Source organism: Hymenobacter negativus, assembly GCF_016056375.1.
In the GTDB taxonomy this organism is placed as follows: domain Bacteria; phylum Bacteroidota; class Bacteroidia; order Cytophagales; family Hymenobacteraceae; genus Hymenobacter; species Hymenobacter negativus_A.
On the sequence record NZ_JAEDAE010000009.1, the window covers coordinates 75,343 to 93,880 of the forward strand.

Annotated in this window: 15 protein-coding genes; 3 read left to right on the forward strand and 12 right to left on the reverse strand. The window is 61.2% G+C overall.

The genetic code is table 11. The features are described from left to right. Positions 1 to 50: 50 nt before the first annotated feature. The 10 genes from murC to mraZ form a co-directional block, all read right to left on the reverse strand. The gene (murC, locus tag I7X13_RS17335; protein WP_198076440.1) at positions 51 to 1,478 is read right to left on the reverse strand and encodes a UDP-N-acetylmuramate--L-alanine ligase; all 1,428 of its coding nucleotides are present in this window, start codon (positions 1,476 to 1,478) and stop codon (positions 51 to 53) included. 25 nt (positions 1,479 to 1,503) lie between these two features. After that, a complete protein-coding gene (murG, locus tag I7X13_RS17340) occupies positions 1,504 to 2,601 on the reverse strand; it encodes an undecaprenyldiphospho-muramoylpentapeptide beta-N-acetylglucosaminyltransferase (RefSeq protein ID WP_198076441.1) in 1,098 nt (365 codons plus the stop codon). A 60-nt stretch (positions 2,602 to 2,661) separates the two neighbouring features. Beyond that, positions 2,662 to 3,834, reverse strand: a complete 1,173-nt coding sequence (locus tag I7X13_RS17345) for an FtsW/RodA/SpoVE family cell cycle protein (RefSeq protein ID WP_198068867.1) — start codon at positions 3,832 to 3,834, stop codon at positions 2,662 to 2,664. A gap of 80 nt (positions 3,835 to 3,914) precedes the next feature. Further along, a complete protein-coding gene (gene murD / locus I7X13_RS17350; RefSeq protein WP_198076442.1) occupies positions 3,915 to 5,279 on the reverse strand; it encodes a UDP-N-acetylmuramoyl-L-alanine--D-glutamate ligase in 1,365 nt (454 codons plus the stop codon). A gap of 143 nt (positions 5,280 to 5,422) precedes the next feature. Next, positions 5,423 to 6,643 carry a phospho-N-acetylmuramoyl-pentapeptide-transferase gene (gene mraY / locus I7X13_RS17355; RefSeq protein WP_198068869.1) on the reverse strand — a complete coding sequence of 407 codons (1,221 nt, stop codon included), beginning with the start codon at positions 6,641 to 6,643 and terminating at the stop codon, positions 5,423 to 5,425. Positions 6,644 to 6,667: 24 nt separating this feature from the next. Next, positions 6,668 to 8,140, reverse strand: a complete 1,473-nt coding sequence (locus I7X13_RS17360) for a UDP-N-acetylmuramoyl-L-alanyl-D-glutamate--2,6-diaminopimelate ligase (RefSeq protein ID WP_198076443.1) — start codon at positions 8,138 to 8,140, stop codon at positions 6,668 to 6,670. An 84-nt stretch (positions 8,141 to 8,224) separates the two neighbouring features. Continuing rightward, positions 8,225 to 10,702, reverse strand: a complete 2,478-nt coding sequence (locus I7X13_RS17365) for a penicillin-binding protein (RefSeq protein ID WP_317191586.1) — start codon at positions 10,700 to 10,702, stop codon at positions 8,225 to 8,227. Continuing rightward, positions 10,699 to 11,625, reverse strand: coding sequence for an FtsL-like putative cell division protein (locus I7X13_RS17370; RefSeq protein ID WP_198076444.1), 927 nt, complete (start codon positions 11,623 to 11,625; stop codon positions 10,699 to 10,701). The genes I7X13_RS17365 and I7X13_RS17370 overlap by 4 nt, the downstream gene beginning before the upstream one ends. A gap of 9 nt (positions 11,626 to 11,634) precedes the next feature. Further along, entirely contained in the window at positions 11,635 to 12,564 is a 930-nt protein-coding gene (gene rsmH / locus I7X13_RS17375; protein ID WP_198068873.1) for a 16S rRNA (cytosine(1402)-N(4))-methyltransferase RsmH, read from the reverse strand. After that, positions 12,561 to 13,034, reverse strand: a complete 474-nt coding sequence (mraZ, locus tag I7X13_RS17380; protein WP_198068874.1) for a division/cell wall cluster transcriptional repressor MraZ — start codon at positions 13,032 to 13,034, stop codon at positions 12,561 to 12,563. The genes rsmH and mraZ overlap by 4 nt, the downstream gene beginning before the upstream one ends. 287 nt (positions 13,035 to 13,321) lie before the next feature. Here mraZ and I7X13_RS17385 point away from each other — a divergent pair, with 287 nt between their 5' ends. The 3 genes from I7X13_RS17385 (at position 13,322) to I7X13_RS17395 (ending at position 16,733) form a co-directional block, all read left to right on the forward strand. Beyond that, the gene (locus I7X13_RS17385) at positions 13,322 to 13,765 is read left to right on the forward strand and encodes a hypothetical protein (protein WP_198076445.1); all 444 of its coding nucleotides are present in this window, start codon (positions 13,322 to 13,324) and stop codon (positions 13,763 to 13,765) included. Positions 13,766 to 13,863: 98 nt separating this feature from the next. Continuing rightward, positions 13,864 to 16,260 carry a TonB-dependent receptor gene (locus tag I7X13_RS17390; protein ID WP_198076446.1) on the forward strand — a complete coding sequence of 799 codons (2,397 nt, stop codon included), beginning with the start codon at positions 13,864 to 13,866 and terminating at the stop codon, positions 16,258 to 16,260. Between the two features lie 92 nt (positions 16,261 to 16,352). Beyond that, positions 16,353 to 16,733 (forward strand): heavy-metal-associated domain-containing protein, encoded by a 381-nt coding sequence (locus tag I7X13_RS17395; protein WP_198068877.1) that lies wholly within the window; start codon positions 16,353 to 16,355, stop codon positions 16,731 to 16,733. A gap of 173 nt (positions 16,734 to 16,906) precedes the next feature. On the opposite strand, the gene I7X13_RS17400 is transcribed toward I7X13_RS17395, so the two are convergent. Continuing rightward, a complete protein-coding gene (locus I7X13_RS17400; RefSeq protein ID WP_198076447.1) occupies positions 16,907 to 17,554 on the reverse strand; it encodes a TetR/AcrR family transcriptional regulator in 648 nt (215 codons plus the stop codon). A 252-nt stretch (positions 17,555 to 17,806) separates the two neighbouring features. Beyond that, positions 17,807 to 18,535 (reverse strand): fatty acid desaturase, encoded by a 729-nt coding sequence (locus tag I7X13_RS17405; RefSeq protein ID WP_317191587.1) that lies wholly within the window; start codon positions 18,533 to 18,535, stop codon positions 17,807 to 17,809. Between the last annotated feature and the right edge of the window lie 3 nt (positions 18,536 to 18,538).

The window sequence follows — 18,538 nt, forward strand, 5'->3', positions numbered from 1 at the left end:
ACGGTGGGAAGGTCCTTCGCTCCGCTCAGGATGACAGGCGATTTAAGGTTCTATTTCCACCGTTCTGTTAGTATCAATTTAAGCTGCGGCACTAGTGTGTCGATATCCCCCGCGCCTACCGTGGCCAGCACATCGAACGACGGGTCGGTTTGGGCGGCGGCGAGGGCTTGTTCTTTGGTCACGAAGGCCTTGGTGGGAGCGGTAATTTCGGCCAGGAGCATTTCGGCGGTTACGCCGGGTAGCGGCTTCTCGCGGGCCGGGTAAATATCCAACAAAAACACCTCATCTGCAATACTTAAGCTCTTGGAAAAACCAGCGGCAAAGTCGCGGGTGCGGGTGAATAAATGAGGTTGAAAAATGACGCGCAACCGTTTGGTGGGGTAGAGTGCTCGCACCGAACGCAGGAAGGCCTCGATTTCGCGTGGATGATGGGCGTAATCGTCTAAATAAACGTTTTCGGGGGTGGTAACCACGAATTCGAAGCGGCGTTTTACGCCCCGGTAGGCGGCCACAGCGGCGCGCAGAGCCTCCTCCCCTACACCCTGCAGCTGGGCCACGGCGGCGGCGGCCAGCATGTTTTCGACGTTGTGGTAGCCGGGTACTGCCAGCTCCAGGCCGGGCACGGCGCTTTCGGGACGGTGCAGGTCGAAGTGGAAACGGTGGCCTTCGGCGGTGATGTTGGCGGCGTACAGGTCGGGGCCTTGCTCCGGCGTGAGGCCATAGCGGATGACGCGGGTGCCGGGCGGCACGGCGGCGGCCACGCTGGCATCGGCAGTGTGGTTGAGGAGCAGGATGCCGCCGGGCTTAATCTGGGCCACGAAGCGGCGGAACGACTCAATCAGGGCCGACTGGTCGCCGTAGATGTCGAGGTGGTCGGCATCGGTGCTGGTCACGATGGCCACGTCGGGGAACAGCGTGAGGAAGCTACGGTCGTACTCGTCGGCCTCCACCACGATGGGCGCTTCGGGCGTGGCGGGCAGCAGTAGGTTGCTCCCCAGGTTCACCGAAATACCGCCGAGGAAGGCGCCAGCGTCGAGGCCGGCGTGGTGCAGCAGGTGGGCCACCATGCTGCTGGTAGTGGTTTTGCCGTGGGTGCCGGCTACCGCAATGGTGTAACGCCCTTCTGTGAGCACGCCCAGCACCTGGCTGCGCTTACGAATGTCATAGCCCTCAGCCTTTAGCCAGGTCCACTCCACGCTGTCGGCCGGGATGGCGGGCGTGAGGACCACCAGTGTCTGTGCGCGATGTTCGCGGACTTCGGCCGGGATGTTCGCCACGGCATCGGCGTAGTGAATGGCAATGCCTTCGGCGGCGAGGGCGCGGGTAAGGGGCGTTTCGGTTTTGTCATAGCCGCTCACCTGGTGGCCGTTGGCGCGGAACCAGCGGGCCAGGGCCGACATGCCAATGCCGCCAATGCCGAGGAAGAAAACGTAAGGAAACTGATTCAAGGGGTTGTTTTTGTATTGTCTGAACGTCATGTAGAGCGTAGCGAAGCGTGACGTTCTATTTCTTAATCAGCTTCAACAGTTCGTCCACAATTGTTACGGTTGCATCGGGCCGGGCCAGTTCGCGGACGCGGGTGCTGAGCTGCTGTTGCCGCTCGGAGTCGCTTAGGAGGCGGAGGGCTTCGTCATACAGGCGCTCAGGGGCGTGCTCGTCGGTGATGAGCACGGCGGCACCTTTGCTGACAAGGGCCAGGGCGTTTTTGGTTTGGTGGTCTTCGGCCACGTTGGGCGAGGGAACCAGGATGCTGGCCTTGCCGGTGAGGCAGAGCTCGGACACGGACAGCGCGCCGGCACGGCTGATGACAACATCGGCGGCGGCGTAGGCCAGGTCCATGCGCTGGATGAACTCCAGGGCGTGGAGGCCGGCGGCCTGGTCGGCCTGCTGCCGGGCTTCGGGAAAGTAGAGTTTGCCGGTTTGCCAGAGGAGCTGGATGCCGGCTTCGCGCAGGCGCGGCAGGGCGACGGCGGTAGCTTGGTTGAGGGTGCGGGCGCCGAGGCTGCCCCCAATGATGAGTAGGGTTTTCTTATTGGGGTCGAGGCCGAAGAACTTCAGAGCTTCAGCGCGGTCGCCGTGAGAAATTTCGGCGCGGACGGGGTTGCCGGTGAGCACGAGCTTATCGGCCGGAAAGAACTTCTCCATGCCATCATAAGCCACGCAAATTTTATTCACTCGCTTGGCCAGCAGCTTATTCACCAAGCCGGCGTAGGAATTCTGCTCCTGAATGAGCGAAGGAATGGCCCGCGATGTGGCCGCCAGCAGCACCGGAGCCGAAGCGTACCCTCCTACCCCGACCACGGCATCGGGCCGGAACTCTTCAATCAGCTTGCCGGCCTTGCGCACCGAGCGGAATACGCGCACCGGAAACAGCAGGTTCTGGGGCGTGAGGCGGCGTTGCAGGCCCGTGATGTCGAGGCCCACGATTTTGTAGCCGGCGTCGGGCACGCGGGTCATTTCCATACGGCCGTTGGCCCCCACGAAGAGGATTTCGGCATCGGGCAGGCGGCGGCGCAGCTCGTTGGCAATGGCTACGGCCGGGAAAATGTGCCCGCCCGTGCCGCCGCCGGAGATGATAAAACGAAGGGGAGAATTGTTCATGGGTAACGAAACGTCGGGGAAAGCGTCGGGCTGAGCGTGGCCGCAACCCGACGGTGACCATTACGCATACTGGGCGCGCTGGCTGGGAATCCGGGCCGTGTCTTCCGGCTCACCTGTCATGGGGCGGATTTCACGCTCGCCGCGGCTTACGGCCAAGATGATGCCGATGCTGATGCCGGTGAAAATAAGCGAGGTACCGCCCATGCTCAGCAGCGGCAGCGGCAGGCCCGTGATGGGGCCAAGGCCCACGGCTACGCCCATGTTCACCAATGCCTGGAGCACAAGGCTGAAACTCAGCCCCGCCGAGAGCAGCCCACCAAACGCGCCGTAGCTGTTCATCACCGTTTTCAGCCCTCGGTAAAGGAAGGCGAGGTAAAGGAACAAGATAGCAAAACCGCCCAGCAGACCATATTCTTCGATGATAACGGCGTAGATAAAGTCGGAATAAGGGTGGGGCAGGATGTTGCGCTCGGTGCTTTTGCCGGGGCCCTTGCCCACAATGCCGCCCGTGGCAATGGCGATGTAGCTGTGCTCGAGCTGGAAAGGCGTTTTCTTGGTCTTGTCGGTGAAGTTGGTGACGCGCGACATTACCGTGCCCAGGCGCTGGCCGGCCGCGAGGCCCGCACCGCCCAGCACCACGAAAATGCCTACCATCACGGCCATGTGCTTGAGCGGCACCCTGCCGATGAACATGAGCAGCATGCAGGTGGCAAACAGCAGCAGCGCGGTCGAGGCATTACTCAGGATGATGAGGCTGCAAATGGTGCCCACCCACAGCATCACCGGCAGCAGCGTTGACTTGAAGTCGTCGAGGTGCTGCTGGCGGCGGCTGAGCATGCTGGCCAAGTGCGAAATCAGCGCCAGCTTGGCCAGGTCAGACGGCTGAAAGGTCTGGTTAATCACCGGAATGGTCATCCAGCGCGAGGCCCCGTTGGTTTCGCCGCCCATGAAAAACGTGAACAGCAGCAGCGGCACACTCAGCAGCAGCGCATAGAGCGACCAGCGCGAATAGTGGCGGTAGTCGGCGCGGTGGGCCAGCCACATGCACAGCAGCCCCAGCATAATCAGGCTGGTGTGCTTGAAGAGGAAGGCTTCGGTGTTGCCGTTCATCTTCTTATAAGCCAGCGTGCCGGTGGCCGAATACACCACGGCAATGCTGATGAAGGAGAACAGCAGCACGATGGCCCACAGAATGGGGTCGCCTTTGAGGTTGCGTTGCAGCCAGTCTTTCATGACAATGAGTGAATGAGTGAGAGGGTGAATGAGTGAATGTTGGGATTGGGCGAATAGGTAGGCGTGAAACCGCCATTCACTCATTCACCCATTCGCTGCTTCACGCATTGAATGAATTGCTGGCCGCGGTCCTCGTAGTTTTTGAACAAGTCGAAGCTGGCGCAGCAGGGCGAGAGTAGCACCACATCGCCGGGAACAGCGAGGGCAGCGGCGCGGGCCACGGCATCGGCCATGCTCTGGGTTTCCTCCACGTGCGAAACAATGGGGTCAAACGCGGTGCGCAGCTTGGCGTTATCCACGCCGAGGCAAATGAGGGCCTTCACGCGGTGCTCAGCCAGGTTGAGCAGGCTGCGGTAGTCGTTGCCTTTGTCGGTGCCGCCGGCAATCCAAATGATGGGCTGGTGGATGCCATCGAGAGCGTACCAGGCGGCCTCCACGTTGGTGGCCTTACTGTCGTTGATGAAGCGGACGCCCTTGATTTCACCCACCAGCTGCAGGCGGTGGTCGGCATTGTGAAAAGTGGCCAGGGCGGCTTCAATCTGCTCGGGTTCGAGGCCGGCCACGCGGGCGGCGAGCACGGCGGCCAGGGTATTCTGGCGGTTGTGCTGGCCAATGAGCGGCGAACCTGCGGTATTCACCTCCACCCCGGCGTCCTCGTCAATACCGGGCGTGAGGTTGGTGCAGAGCATATCTTCTGACACATAGTAGCCGGCGAGGTGGATGTCGTGGCGGTGGTGCAGGCTGAAGGGCAGTTGGCGCGTTTCGAGAAAGGCCGACTGGAAATACTGGCCCGTCACCTCATCATCGGCATTGTAGATGAAAGCGCCGTTACTATCCAGGTTGCGGGTGATACGCAGCTTGGCCTGGGCGTATTGTTCGAGCGAGTAGCCGTAGCGGTCGAGGTGGTCGGGGGTAATGTTGAGCAGAATGGCAATCCAGGGCTGAAATTCGTGGGTGTCATCGAGTTGGAAGCTGCTCAGCTCCACCACGTAGTATTCGAATTTGTCTTCGATTACTTGCTCGGCCAGCGAGTAGCCTACATTGCCGGCCAGGCCCACGTTCAGGCCCGCCGATTTTAGCAGGTGGTAGGTGAGCAGCGTGGTGGTGGTTTTGCCGTTGGTACCCGTGATGCAGATGCACTTGGCGCGGGTGTAGCGGCCGGCAAACTCAATTTCGGAAATAATTGGGGTGCCCTTCTCGCGCAAAGCCTGGATAACCTGCGCTTTTTCGGGGATGCCGGGGCTTTTCACCACCTCGTCGGCCGCCAGAATTTTATCCAGCGAGTGCTGGCTTTCCTCAAAGGCAATGCCGGCGGCAGTGAGCTGCTGCTTGTAGTCGGGCTGAATGGGGCCGCGGTCGGACACGAAAACCGTATGGCCTTTGGCCTGGGCCAACAGGGCCGCGCCCACGCCGCTTTCGGCCGCTCCGAGGATTACAATATGCATATTGGGGACTTGGGGTCTTGGGGACTTAGGGTCTTGGTTTTTTGGAATCTGGACAGGCGGAATTATTTCAGAGCGGAATCCCAGGCGGCTGAAGTATCGGAATCGAATCCAAGTACCCGAGACCCTAGGTTCCCAAGTGCCTTCTACCGCAGTTTCAGGGTAACCAAGGTAATGACAGCCAGCATAATACCCACAATCCAGAAACGCGACACGATTTTGGATTCGTGGTAGCCCAGCTTCTGGTAGTGGTGGTGCAGCGGCGACATGCGCAGCAGGCGGCGGCCCTCGCCGTATTTCTTGCGGGTGTATTTGAAGTAGCTCACCTGCACAATAACCGACAGGTTTTCAATCAGAAACACACCGCAGAGCACCGGAATCAGCAGCTCTTTGCGCACAATGAGGGCCAGCACCGCGATGATGCCGCCCAGCGCCAGCGAGCCCGTGTCGCCCATGAAAACCTGCGCCGGATAGCTGTTATACCACAGAAAGCCGATGCAGGCTCCCACAAACGCGGTACAGAAGATGACCAGCTCACCCGAATCAGGAATGAACATGACATCCAGATAATCAGCCAATAAGGCGTTGCCACTCACAAAGGCGAAGATGGCCAGCGTGACCCCGATGATAGCCGAAGTGCCGGCCGCCAGGCCGTCGAGGCCGTCGGTGATGTTGGCGCCGTTGCTCACGGCCGTAATCAGGAAGATGACGATGGGGATGTAGAGGAAGCCGTAGAGGCCATTGAAGAACGTGCCGGCCGTGGCAAACAAGTCGCCGTAGTTCAGCTCGTTGTTCTTCATAAACGGCACGGTGGTAATCATCAGGTGCACGTCTTTGAACACTTTGCTGGCATCGACGGCCGAGAACGTACCGTTGGGCAGTAGGTACTCGCGCACCGTGATTTCGTTGCTGTAGAACAGTACCCAGCCCACCGTGATGCCCAGGCCCACCTGGCCCAGCACTTTGAAGCGGCCGCTCAGGCCTTCCTTGTTCTTGCGGAAGACTTTGATATAGTCGTCCAGGAAACCAATCAGGCCCAGCCACACCGTGCTCAAAATCATGAGAATGATGTAGATGTTGCGCAGGCGGGCCAGCAAAATCACCGGCACCAGAATGGCCAGGATAATGATGAGGCCGCCCATGGTGGGAGTGCCTTTTTTCTCGTTCTGGCCCTGCAGGCCGAGGTCACGGATACTTTCGCCCACCTGCTTGCGCTGCAGCAGACGGATGAGGCGGTGCCCGAACGTTTGGGCAATGAGCAGGGAAATAACCACCGCCAAGCCGGCGCGAAACGTGGTGTATTGAAACACGCCGGTGCCCGCCAAATGGAAATGTTCGTGCAGGTAACGGAAGAGGTAATAAAGCATTCGGTAATCGGTTAGCGGTGGGGCTTATTTGCCCAGCGCGGCAAAAGTTTCGGCAAGTACTTCCTTATCATCGAAGTGCGACTTCACGCCGCGAATTTCCTGATAATTCTCGTGGCCCTTGCCGGCCACCAGCACAATGTCGTGCGGGCCAGCCAAGCGCACGGCGGCTTCGATGGCCGCCCGGCGGTCGGCCACGGTCTGCACTTTGGTCGAATCAGGCGCGGTGACGCCGGCCTGCATCTGGGCCAGGATTTCGGCCGGGTCCTCGAAGCGGGGGTTGTCGGATGTGAGAATGACTTTGTTGGAAAGCCGGGCCGCCAGGTTGGCCATGATGGGGCGCTTGGCCGCGTCGCGGTTGCCGCCGCAGCCCACTACCGTGATGATGTGCTGGCTGGGCTGGCGAATTTCGTGCAGGGTTTGCAGCACGTTTTCGAGCGCGTCGGGCGTGTGGGCGTAGTCGATGATGCCCGTAATTGCCTGCGTGCCTGACACTACCGGCTCGAAGCGGCCGGGTGCCGTGGTCAGGCCAGAGAGAATGGTGAGCACCTCAGTGGGCTCCTCCCCCAGCAGCACGGCCGCGCCGTACACGGCCAGCAGGTTGTAGGCGTTGAACACGCCGATGAGGCGAAACAGGATTTCGCGACCTTCAATTTCAAGGTGCAGGCCGTGAACTTCGTTGGCCACCAGCTTGGCCCGGAAGTCGGCCGCCCCGCGCAACGAGTAGGTGGCGCGGCGGGCGGCGGTGTTTTGCAACATCACCGGGCCACGTTTGTCGTCGGCATTGGTGAGGGCGAAAGCGGTTTTGGGCAGGTGGTCGAAGAAGGCTTTTTTGGCCTTCAAATAATTGTCGAACGTACCGTGGTAGTCGAGGTGGTCGTGGGTGAGGTTGGTGAAGATGCCGCCGGCGAAACGCAGGCCGGTGATGCGGTGCTGGGCCACGGCGTGGCTGCTCACCTCCATGCAGGCGTGGGTGCATCCTGCGCCTACCATGCGGGCCAGCAGCGCATTCAGCCGGATAGCATCGGGCGTGGTGTGAGTGCTGGGAATAACTTCCTCGTCAATCTGGTTCTGCACCGTGCTCAGCAGGCCAGTGTGGTAGCCCAGCTCGCGCAACAGCTTGTGTAGCAGGGTAGCGCAGGTGGTTTTGCCGTTGGTACCGGTCACACCCACTAGCGTGAGCTGGCGCGAGGGGTGGCCGTAGAAGGCCGCTGCCACGTGGCCCAGTGCTTCGGCCGAGTCGGCCACCAGCACGTAGGCCGTGGCGGGGTTCAGCACGGCCGGCAGTTCCTCGCAGATAACGGCGGCCAGCCCTTCCTCTACGGCTCCTTCAATGAACTTGTGGCCATCGGTGGCGGTGCCGCGCAGGGCGCAGAAGGCCATGCCCGGCCCGGCTTCGCGCGAGTCGAGGGTGAGGCCGGTGATGGGTACGTCGGTGGGGCCGTGCTGGGCGAGCACGTTCACGTCGGTGAGCAGGGAGAAGAGCGGCAGGGAAATCATTAGGTGAGTTATGAGTTAAAAGTTATGGGTTAAGAGTTGAGGCACATGGCTTATCTAACTTTTAACTCTTGACTTTTAACTGATTTAAGCGCGGCGCACAGCCGGTTTAGCCGGCGCGGGCTTCTTGGCGTTTTTGCTGGGGGCGGGTTGCCGGGGTTCTTTTTGCTTATCGGCTTCTTTCGATTTGTCGGCCGCTTTAGCCGCAGCAGTTGCTGTAGGCTTGGCAGTGGCAGCCGGCTTAGCCGAAGGCTTGCTGGGTTTGGCGTTCGGCTTCACGCCGGCCGAACGTTCGGCTACGGTGGGCTGCACGTGGGCCTTCTCGCCGTCGGCAAACGACTTGCGGGCTTTGGCGGGCTCCATGTCCACGGGCACCAGCAGCTTGTTCTCGGCGAGGTCGGTGTGCTCTGGTTCGGGCAGGGCCACAGGCGCGGCAATGCGCGGGCCGGATTCTTCCAGTGTCAGCGTAATCAGGTCGCCGCGCTTGATGGGCGTGCCCGGAGCCAGCGACTGCTCGCGCACCCGGCCCGAACCCACGGCCTTTACATGCAGGCCCCGGTTTTCGAGCAGAAACAGGGCATCACGCAAACTCAGGCCGCGAGCCAGCGGCACGCGGTTGGGGCGCACGGGGTTCACCACCAGCGCCACGGTGCGGGCGTGGAAAGCAGTATCGGAAGCGCCGCGCACCCACTCCTCGCCGCCGGTGGCCTGGGTGTTGCCCACCAGGCCCAGCTTCTGGCACACGAGGGCCAGTTCATCCTGCATGCCGGCACGCACCAGCGGCACATGGCTCTTGTTCAGGCGGGCTTTGGCCAGCAGCGGGCGCTGGCTCAGCAGGTCGCGGGCCATGCACTTGTCGGCCACCTCGCGGAACACCGGCGCGGCCACGTCGGCTCCGTAGATGCGGCCGTTGCGGGGCGAATCTACTACCACGATGCAGCTGTACTTGGGCTTGTCGGCCGGGAAGTAGCCGCAGAAGCTGGTCGAATACGTCTTGGTGTACTGGCCATTCTTGAATTTCCAGGCCGTGCCGGTTTTGCCGGCAATGCTGTAGTCCTTGGGCCGGATGCTGCGGGCCGTGCCGGCTGTCACCACCCCTTCCATCATCGACTTCAACTTAGCCAGCGTGGCATCGGAGCAGATTTTGGGGTTCAGCACCTTGGTTTCGTTGTGCTGCAATACCTGGTCGGCCTGCTTGATTTCGCGCACAATCATGGGCTGCACCTTCACGCCACCGTTGGCCACGGCGTTGTAGAAGGTCAGCGTTTGCAACGGCGCCAGCTTCAGCTCATAACCGATGCTCATGGTAGTGAGCGAAGTGCGGCTCCAACTGCGGTCTTTGGTGTCCTTCACGTAGGGCAGCGCCTCGCCGGTCATCTGGAAACCCAGCGGCTTGTCGAGGCCAAACTTCTTTAAGTAGTCGGTGTACTCGGTGGGGTTGCCCGAGAAGTATTTGTCGACCAGCTTGGCCACGCCGATGTTGCTCGACTTCTCAAACACCTGCTGCACCGTGATGCGCCCGTAGCCGTGCGAATCCGATTTCACGGCCCCGCCCACGTACATGCGGCCATTGCCGGTGTCCACCATGTCGTCGAGCGTCAGCTCGGGGTGCGCCTCAAACAAGGCCATCATCGAGGCCAGCTTAAAGGTGGAGCCCGGCTCGGTGCGGCCCTGGTCGGCGAAGGCGTAGTTGTAGTCCTCTTTATAGGTATCGTCCGATGCCTTGCCTAGGTTGGCCACGGCCTTGATTTCGCCGGTCGCCACTTCCATCAGAATCACGCAGCCATACTGGGCGTTGTTATCGACCAGTGACTTGTAGAGGGCGTTTTCGGCCACGTCCTGCAGGTTGATGTCGAGTGTGGTTTTCACGTCGTAGCCCGGCAGGGGCTTGATTTCGGTCCCGTCATACACCGGCTTGATGCCGCCGGGCACGCGCTCAAACAGCGCCTCGCCCGCTTTGCCGGCCAGGCTCTGCTCGAAGGTGTACTCCAGGCCCGCGCCGTGGTGGTCCTCGTTCACGAAGCCGATGGTACGCTGCGCCAGCCCGCCAAATGGCCGGAAGCGCTTGTCCACCTTCTCAAAAATGGCCCCGCCCCGGTTTCGCTTCTCGCGGAAAACTGGCCAGGTCGCCATCAGCTTCTTCTCCTGAAAGTTGATTTGGCGCGAGTTGAGGCGGATGTAGCGCTGCTTGGCCGAGTGCGCATTCACCAGCCGGCGGCGGTACTCCTGCACGCTGCGGTCGCCGAAGAAATGCGACAGATGCCAGGCCAGCGAGTCAATCCCGGCCTTGAACACGCCGTCTTCCACCACGCCCGGGTCCCAGGCCACGCGGTAAAACGGCAGCGAAGTAGCCATAATACTCTCGTTATCTGAGTAAATATTGCCCCGCGTGGCTGGCACCGCCTGGTAGCTGATGCGCCGCTCCTGCTCCAAAGCGCGCCACTTAGCGCCTTCCTGAAACTGAATTTTGGTCGCCTTCCAAAAGATGGCACTTGAAAATACAGCTACCCCCAAAAAGGCCAGCCGTACCCGCGTAACTATCGACTTCTTAACACTGCCTTTCATCGGGAATGAGCTTTAACGGTCTGCTTATCTGCCGATTGTTTCTTGTGCGAGTTTGTACCCTTTTGTGCCTTATTCTTATTGTAGGGCTTATTCGACTTCTTGCTATCGTTGTGCTTGGCGTTTTTCGCAGCCCGAGGCGCGGCTACGGCTCGGCGCGAAGCCTGTGGGGCAGCCACACTACGCGGCGCTGGCGCAATCGGCACCGAGTCGCCATCCAGCGCCTGGGGCGGGGCAATGATTTCGGGTCCGCTGTCCACGTCCGTGCCATCGGCGGGGCGCTTGCGGCCGGCGAGTTGGTCGGCGCGCAGGGCGGCGGTGGAGTCACGGTCGGCGCGAGCGGCCAGGGTATCGGCCGTTAGCACGGGCATCAGCTCCAGCTCGGCGGCGTCGAGGTGGCCGGCGGGCACGGTAATGCGGAAGGGTGGCGAGGAGCTTTCGACCAGCCCAATAGCGGCCACTTTGCGGGCCACTTCGCTTTGCTTGCTGGCCTCCATGTAGTCCGATTTCAGGGTAGTATAGTCGGCCCGCAAGTCCTCGGTTTCCTGCTTGAGGCGCTGGATGTTGCGGTTCATGCGGTTGCCGTAGTGCGTGTTGCCGATATAAAGCAGCACCAGCAGCATCACAAACAGCAGGTGCGGCAGGAAGCGCACCGGCAAGCCCTCGCGGAACAAGCCGTCGACACTCGTGGCCCGGTCGAGCAACGAAAACAGGCTCCACGAGCTGCGCGGGGCCGCTTCGGCTTCGGGTTCGCGCTTGGGGCGTTTTTCGCGCTTGGGGGCGGGGGCCGGCGTGGGTTCGGGCTCGGGGGCTACGTACTCGGCTACGGGAGGTGCGGGCGCTACCTCCGGCTCGGGCGCGGCTACCGGACGCGGCACGTTGGCGCGGCGCGGGGCATCGGTGGGACGGAGCGTGTTAGCGGCCATCGGCAAGTTCTAGTTTCTAATTGCAACCCGCAATTTAGCACTTCGGGCGCGGCTGTTCAACGCTACTTCAGCCGGGTCAGCTTCTTCGGGTTTGCGGTTCACGGCTTCAAAGGGCTTGCTTTCATTACCAAAGAAGTCTTTTTCGACCTCGCCGAAAAACTTGCCCTTGGCAATGAAGTTTTTCACCAGCCGGTCTTCCAGCGAGTGGTAACTCATTACCACCAGCCGGCCGCCGGGGCGCAGCACGTCGGCGGTTTGCAGCAGCATCTCCTGCAAGGCCTGCATTTCCTGGTTCACCTCGATGCGCAAAGCCTGGAAAACCTGGGCCAGGTACTTGTTCTCCTTGCCGCGGGGCGTGCAGGGCTGAATGGCCTGCTTGAGTTCGGCAATGGTTTCGAGGCGACGGCCGCGCCGGGCCGTGCCCACGGTAGCGGCCAGCGTGCGGGCATTGGTCACCTCGCCGTACATCCCGAAAATGCGGTGCAGGTCAGCTTCTTTGTAATCGTTGAGGATATCGGCAGCCGTCAGCGGACCGTCGGGGTCCATACGCATGTCGAGCGGGCCGTCGAAACGGGTCGAGAAGCCGCGCTCAGGCGTGTCGAACTGGTGGGAGCTCACGCCGAGGTCGGCCAGCAGCGCATCCACGGGCAAGGCCCCGGCCTGCTGCAGTTCGGCCGCCAAATCGCGGAAATTGGCTTTGATAAAGGTGAACTGCGGGCGGGCCAGCTTGGCAGCTTCGGCCTCAGCGTCGGCGTCCTGGTCGAAGCTGTAGAGGTGGCCGGTGGTCAGCCGTTCGAGGATGCGCGCCGAGTGGCCGCCCCCGCCGAAGGTTACGTCCACGTAGCGGCCATCGGGCTGCAGGTCCATCGCAGCGAGGCACTGGGCCAGCATCACGGGGCGGTGGTAGGCCTGGTCGTTGTCGTATTCGGTCGTGCTCATGCAGCCAGGCCGCCGAGCGGCGGGGTTTCAACGGATAAGAATTTCTGCGCCAACTTACTAAAGCTCTGCTGGTCTTTGATAAGGAACTCGTCGTAGCGGGCCGGGTCCCAGATTTCGCAGCGGTTGCCCAGGCCCACGATAATGGCTTCCTTTTCGATGCCGGCGTAGCGCAACATGCTGCGGGGCAGCATAAAGCGGTTGATGCTATCGAGCTCGACCTCGGTCATGCCCCGGAAAAAGTTGCGCTGAAACTGGCGGTACTCTTCGTTGAACTCGTCCAGCGCCATCACCTTCTCGTGAATCACGCGCCAGGCGGCGCGCGGGTACAGCACCAGGCAGGGCTCGAAGCCGCGCACCAGCACCAGTTGGTTGCCCGACTGCTCGGGCAGATTGCCCTTCACTTTGGCCGGCAACACCAGCCGTCCCTTGGGGTCGAGCTTGCATTCGTATTCGCCGGAGAGCAGGTTCATGGGCACGGGCGGCCGGCTGGGAAAACGGCGACATTAGCAAATGTACGGGAACCCCTGCGAAAATCAACCACGATTTACCATTTCCTACCACAAATACAAAAAGGCCTTTCCAGCGTTTTAAAACCAGTTTTCTCAAGCTTAATGTGCGTTGGCACCAGCCACCGAGCAGAGGATTGAAGCAGGCGATGAAGGGGACGAGGCTAGCGGGACGCCCGGTATGTTGCACCTGCCCGGGCCGGATTCCATACACCGGATAAGGGGCACCGGGCCGTACCTTTGCAGTCGTTATGCGTCCTCATTCCCTGTTCCGTCGCTTCGTCAGTGTTCTGCTGGCCGTGCTGGTGCTCATCACCTCGGTGGGCCTCACGGTGCAGCGCCTGACCTGCCGCATGAGCGGGCGGAGTACGGTAGCCATATCCGTAGCCGGGCGGGCCGAGCTGCGCGGTTGCATGGGCGAGCTGGCCCCGGCCACGCCCAAAGCCGCCGATGGCTGCTGCGATTTCAGCAAGCACGAGCACAAGCTGAGCAGCCCGGCGCATGAGTTGGCCGCCAAAATTCTGGTACCGACTCCGGCGCTGTTGGCCACCGTGCACGCGCTGAGCTGGCCGGTTTCGAAAGCCACCGCATTTTCGCTGGCAGCGGCTGCCCCGCGCTGGTTTGCGGCCGATGCCTCGCCCCCACCCCTCGGGGGCCGGGCGCTGCTGGCCTTTGTGTGCACCCTGGAAGTCTAGGTTTTTCTGAGTTTTTCCCTGCTGCATTAGTGGCGGAGGGAACGGCCGTGGCTATTTACAACGGCTATTCAATCAGGAAATCTTAACTACCAGATTGTATGAAACTTATCAGCGGAATCTTTCCGCACATTTTAGTACCTGCGCTATTCACGGTTTGGCTACCCACCGGGCAAGCGGCCGCCCAATCGGCGGCCATTGCGCCGGTGCGCGGTGAGGTAACGGAGGCCGGCAAGGCTACTCCCCTGCCCGGCGCGGTGCTGCGCTGGCTCTACGACGCGGCCGAGGCCGGCGCACCGGTTATCACCACTACTTCGGATGCGGGCGGACACTTTGTGTTGGTGCGACCGGCGCGGGCAGCCTCGCGGCTGGTAGTGCAAGCCCTGGGCTACCGGCCCGATACGCTGGCTGTACCCGTGAGCGGCGCGCCCTACCTGCGGGTGGCCCTACGCGCCGGCGCCGAGCTGGGCGAAGTGGTGGTGACGGACCGTGCCCCGGCCTACTCTTCCCTCACGCCGGCCAACGTGCAGATGATTTCGGGCCGCGACCTCACCAAATCGGCCTGCTGCAACTTGGCCGAGAGCTTCGAAACCAACGCCTCGGTAGAAGTCACGACTTCGGATGCGGTTTCGGGAGCCAAGCAAATTCAGCTGCTCGGGCTCGATGGCAGCTACTCGCTGCTGACCGTGGACAACCAGCCGGCCCTGCGCGGGCTGGCCGCCCCCTACCGCCTGGGCTACCTGGCCGGGCCGTGGATTGAGAACATCGAAATCATTAAGGGCACGGGCTCGGTGGTGAATGGCTACGAGGCCATTTCGGGCCAGGTAAACGTGAAGCTGAAGGAGCCGGAGAAAACCGACCAGCTGCTGTTCAACGCCTACGCCAACGACCTCGGCAAATTCGATGTGAACCTGAACACCTCGGCCCGCATCAGCCCGAAGTGGAGCACGGTGCTGCTGCTGCACACCGACCACCTCGGTAACCGCGTGGACCGCAACAAGGACGGCTTCCTGGATTTGCCGCTGGCCACGCAGTTCAACGCTTTTAATAAGTGGAAGTACATCTCGGGCAAGGGCATTGTGAGCGAAGCGGGCCTTGGTGCGCTACGTGAAACCCGACAGGGGGGCCAGCTCGATTTCCGTGATACCGGCGAGGCGTCGTTTACGCAGAATTACGGTACCACGCAGGCCACCACCCGCTACACCGGCTACGCCAAAACCTCCTACACTTGGCCCGCGCGCCCCTTCCAAAGCCTGGGCCTGCTGCTGACCGGCACCGACCACGACTTCACCTCGCGGTATTCTTACGGCTACCAAACCCTGCATACCGACCACGACCCCAGCCTGCCGGCCTACCCTGTCACAAACCGCAGCTCGCGGACATACGATGGCAGCCAGCGCACCGGCCAGGCCACGCTACTGTTTCAGAGCGCGCTGGGCAACACGGCGCACGTGTACCGCACCGGCCTGAGCTTCCTCTACGACAACTATGACGAGCGCCTGACCGCCGGCCGCAGCTACCTCACCGACACGCCGGCCTCCGTGGAAGCCCGCGAGCACCGCACCCGCCGCGAGCTGGTACCCGGCGCCTTCGCCGAATACACCTACCAGAACAGCCGCAACCTGACCGTGGTAGCTGGCCTGCGCGCCGACCATCATAACCTCTACGGCTGGCAACTGACGCCCCGCCTCAACGTGAAGTATGATGTGTTGAAAAACACGGTATTGCGAGCCGCCGCCGGCAGCGGCTTCCGCGTGGCCAACCCCATTGCCGACAACGCCGCCATGCTGGCCAGCGCCCGTGAGTTTGTCATCGCCCCCGGCTTGCGGCCCGAAAAGGCCTGGAACTTGGGGGGTAGCGCCACGCAGTATTTCACGGCGCTGGGCCACCCGGCTACGTTCATTCTCGACTACTACCACACCGAATTTGTGAACCAGACAGTGGCCGATATGTACACTGACCCCGGCATCATTTCCATCGACAACCTGCAGCCGGGCGGCCGTTCCTTCGCGCGCAGTCTGCAAGCCGAGCTTCAGGTAGAACTGCTGAAAGGGCTGCAAGTGAAGGGCGCATATAAATACCTGGATGTGCGTAGCACCTACGGAAACAGCCTGTTAGCCAAGCCCCTCACTCCTGCCCACCGTGCCTTCCTGAACCTGGGCTACGCCAGTGCCTTCGATAAATGGCGGGCCGATTTTACGGTGCAGTGGTTCGGGCAGCGGGCGCTGGCGCACATCACCGACGAGCATGCTCACGGCACCGGCCATGTGTACGCCCCCGCAACTGCTCCTCGCTACGCCCTGCTCAACGCCCAGCTGACGCGGGCTTTCAAGCGCCTAGAAGTGTATGCGGGAGTCGAAAACCTTACCAACTACCGCCAGCCCAACCCCATTGAGGGCGCCAATAACCCGTTTGGGCCCACGTTTGATGCCGCCATGGTGTGGGGGCCGGTTTACGGCCGCCTCACCTACGCGGGTCTGCGCTATCGCATCGAGTAAAGCGTGGGAAGCCTTAGCTGAGGTTTCCGCGCAATCAATTTTTCCGGCAGCAATTTTGTTAGGTTGCTGTCACCCGCTTTTAATTTTTAATAATGAAATTCCTCCTCCCGCTTTCGCTTTCGTTGCTCGCGCTGTTTAGCTTCTCTTCCTGCGCTCAGGCTCAGACTACTCCAGCCGCAGCACAAGCCGTTACTAACGGCCTGGCCACGGCCCAATTCAAAACCTCGGCCGTGTGCGACATGTGCAAAGCCCGCATCGAAAAAAGCCTGGCCTACGAGAAAGGCGTGCAAAGTGCCGTACTCGATGTGCCCACCAAAGTCCTCACCGTGACTTACAAGGCCGACAAAACCACGCCCGCCGCCCTGCGAACCGCCGTGCAAAAAACCGGTTACGACGCCGACGAGCTCACCGCCGACGCCCGCGCCTACAACCGCCTGCCCGATTGCTGCAAAAAGACCAACGCGGTCCACTAAGGACCACGGATTCATCCGGATTTTTCGGATTCCACGGATTTTGTGGACGGTTTGTAAGCAGTTTAGGAATTACTGTTCAGCAAAAAAGCCGCTTTAATAAGCGGCTTTTTTGTATTCTGTGGGATACGTCCACAAAATCCGTGAAATCCAAAAAATCCGGATGAATCCGTGGTCTAGTAAAACGGTTCTGCTTCCTGTAATCGCCGGGTCACGTAGGCCCCGGCGGGCGTGACGATTCCGGCCAGGAAATGCGCGACCAGGGTGTGGTGCATCTGGACGGGCGACAGGAACTCGGCATCGGCGGAGCGGAGGTTACGCATCTGCTGCTGCCAGAGGCGCGCCAGAAAGTCTACGTCGAGGTCCTCCTGATACAGCTGCTGGGCAATACCCTGGCACAGATTGGCCCGAACATAAGCGAACATGTGAGCGTTGCGTTGCACCTGCCACTGTTGCCACACCGCAGGGTACAGCGCTTCGGCATCCCGAAAAAATGCCGTGTTCCCCTGCGCCATTTTCTGGTTGACCAGCACCCGCACGGCTAATAGCTCTTCGACCGCAGTAGAGCATTGTCGGCGCAGCTGCGCCAGTTCGGCGCGCATCTGCTCACCGTAGCTTTTGAGGACGGCCTGCACCAGTGCTTCCTTGCCTGCCGGAAACTCGGCGAGCACGGCGCTTTCGGGCTGGTCGAGCCGGGCGGCCACATCGGCCATCGACACAGCCGCGATGCCAGCCTGGAAGTACAGCGTCTGCGCCATTGCAACGGCGTGGGAACGGTCCAGCCCAACGGGCGGCTCGGCTAAGGCATTGGACGGCATGGACATGGCTGACAACTATAAATGAGCAACCCTAATGGTGCCCGCCTATAAGACGCTTTCAGAACGTATTTGGTGGCATTCTGCGTATTCTGCCGGCTACATAAATCTACGGGTGGGCCATTTTTCAACCCCAATCGACCGGCTGCATCGTTCAACAGCCCCGCTGTGCACGGTGGAAAATCCAAAGTCTACCGCCCACAAAATCTGTGGAATCCGAAGATTTCCGGCGAAACGGAGTCCGACGCAGCCAATTCGTGGTCAGGCTTTAGCCCGCCACAAGCGCCACCACGGCAAATACGGCTGGTCGTGGTGTTCGTAGTGATAACCAAAGAAATAACAGCTCACAAATGCCCAAACGTGGTGCCGAAACTGGCTGCGCGACTTGTGCGGATTATCCGTTGCGTGCTCACCCCGGTGTGGCAGGTAGGTTCCGAAAAAGAATAGCTGCAAGGTAGCCAGCACCGCCGGTATCATCCAGAAGGCGATGACGTTGGCCTGGGGAAAGAATAGCTTAAGGACGTTGTAGGTGGCGGCCATCAACAGTATCTGCCACCAGGTCACGTAGTTCCACGCGAAGCGCAGGAACCAGGGTAGGAAACCCGGGTGACGGCCGTCGTGAAAATCGGGGTCGGCAGCGGTTCCGACGTGGCGGTGGTGGGCGTGGTGCTTGGGCAGCTGCCCGGGAAACCAGTTGTAGGCAAAAAGCCCGGCAGCCAGCGTGCCCAGTGCGTTATTTAGGCGCTTGTTGGGGCTCACCACGCCGTGCATGGCATCGTGCGCGGTAATGAACAGGCCAGTGTAGAAGTGGGTTTGCAGCAGGGCTAGCAAGTAGGGCGCGGGCGAGTACCAGTCGGGCTGGTACCGGGCCAGCAGGAAGCCCAGCAACGCCGCCCACAGCACCACAATCAGCCCGCCAATGGCCACGCCGGTAGTGCCGACGGGTGCTGGCGCTACGCGCTTGGAGGGGATTGCTGCGGTGGGATTCACGCC

Bases quoted from the DNA above. Each gene is read 5' to 3' on its own strand.
- murC (WP_198076440.1), bottom strand. From the start codon at position 1,478: ATGACGTTCAGACAATACAAAAACAACCCCTTGAATCAGTTTCCTTAC.
- murG (WP_198076441.1), bottom strand. From the start codon at position 2,601: ATGAACAATTCTCCCCTTCGTTTTATCATCTCCGGCGGCGGCACGGGC.
- I7X13_RS17345 (WP_198068867.1), bottom strand. From the start codon at position 3,834: ATGAAAGACTGGCTGCAACGCAACCTCAAAGGCGACCCCATTCTGTGG.
- murD (WP_198076442.1), bottom strand. From the start codon at position 5,279: ATGCATATTGTAATCCTCGGAGCGGCCGAAAGCGGCGTGGGCGCGGCC.
- mraY (WP_198068869.1), bottom strand. From the start codon at position 6,643: ATGCTTTATTACCTCTTCCGTTACCTGCACGAACATTTCCATTTGGCG.
- I7X13_RS17360 (WP_198076443.1), bottom strand. From the start codon at position 8,140: ATGATTTCCCTGCCGCTCTTCTCCCTGCTCACCGACGTGAACGTGCTC.
- I7X13_RS17365 (WP_317191586.1), bottom strand. From the start codon at position 10,702: ATGAAAGGCAGTGTTAAGAAGTCGATAGTTACGCGGGTACGGCTGGCC.
- I7X13_RS17370 (WP_198076444.1), bottom strand. From the start codon at position 11,625: ATGGCCGCTAACACGCTCCGTCCCACCGATGCCCCGCGCCGCGCCAAC.
- rsmH (WP_198068873.1), bottom strand. From the start codon at position 12,564: ATGAGCACGACCGAATACGACAACGACCAGGCCTACCACCGCCCCGTG.
- mraZ (WP_198068874.1), bottom strand. From the start codon at position 13,034: ATGAACCTGCTCTCCGGCGAATACGAATGCAAGCTCGACCCCAAGGGA.
- I7X13_RS17385 (WP_198076445.1), top strand. From the start codon at position 13,322: ATGCGTCCTCATTCCCTGTTCCGTCGCTTCGTCAGTGTTCTGCTGGCC.
- I7X13_RS17390 (WP_198076446.1), top strand. From the start codon at position 13,864: ATGAAACTTATCAGCGGAATCTTTCCGCACATTTTAGTACCTGCGCTA.
- I7X13_RS17395 (WP_198068877.1), top strand. From the start codon at position 16,353: ATGAAATTCCTCCTCCCGCTTTCGCTTTCGTTGCTCGCGCTGTTTAGC.
- I7X13_RS17400 (WP_198076447.1), bottom strand. From the start codon at position 17,554: ATGTCCATGCCGTCCAATGCCTTAGCCGAGCCGCCCGTTGGGCTGGAC.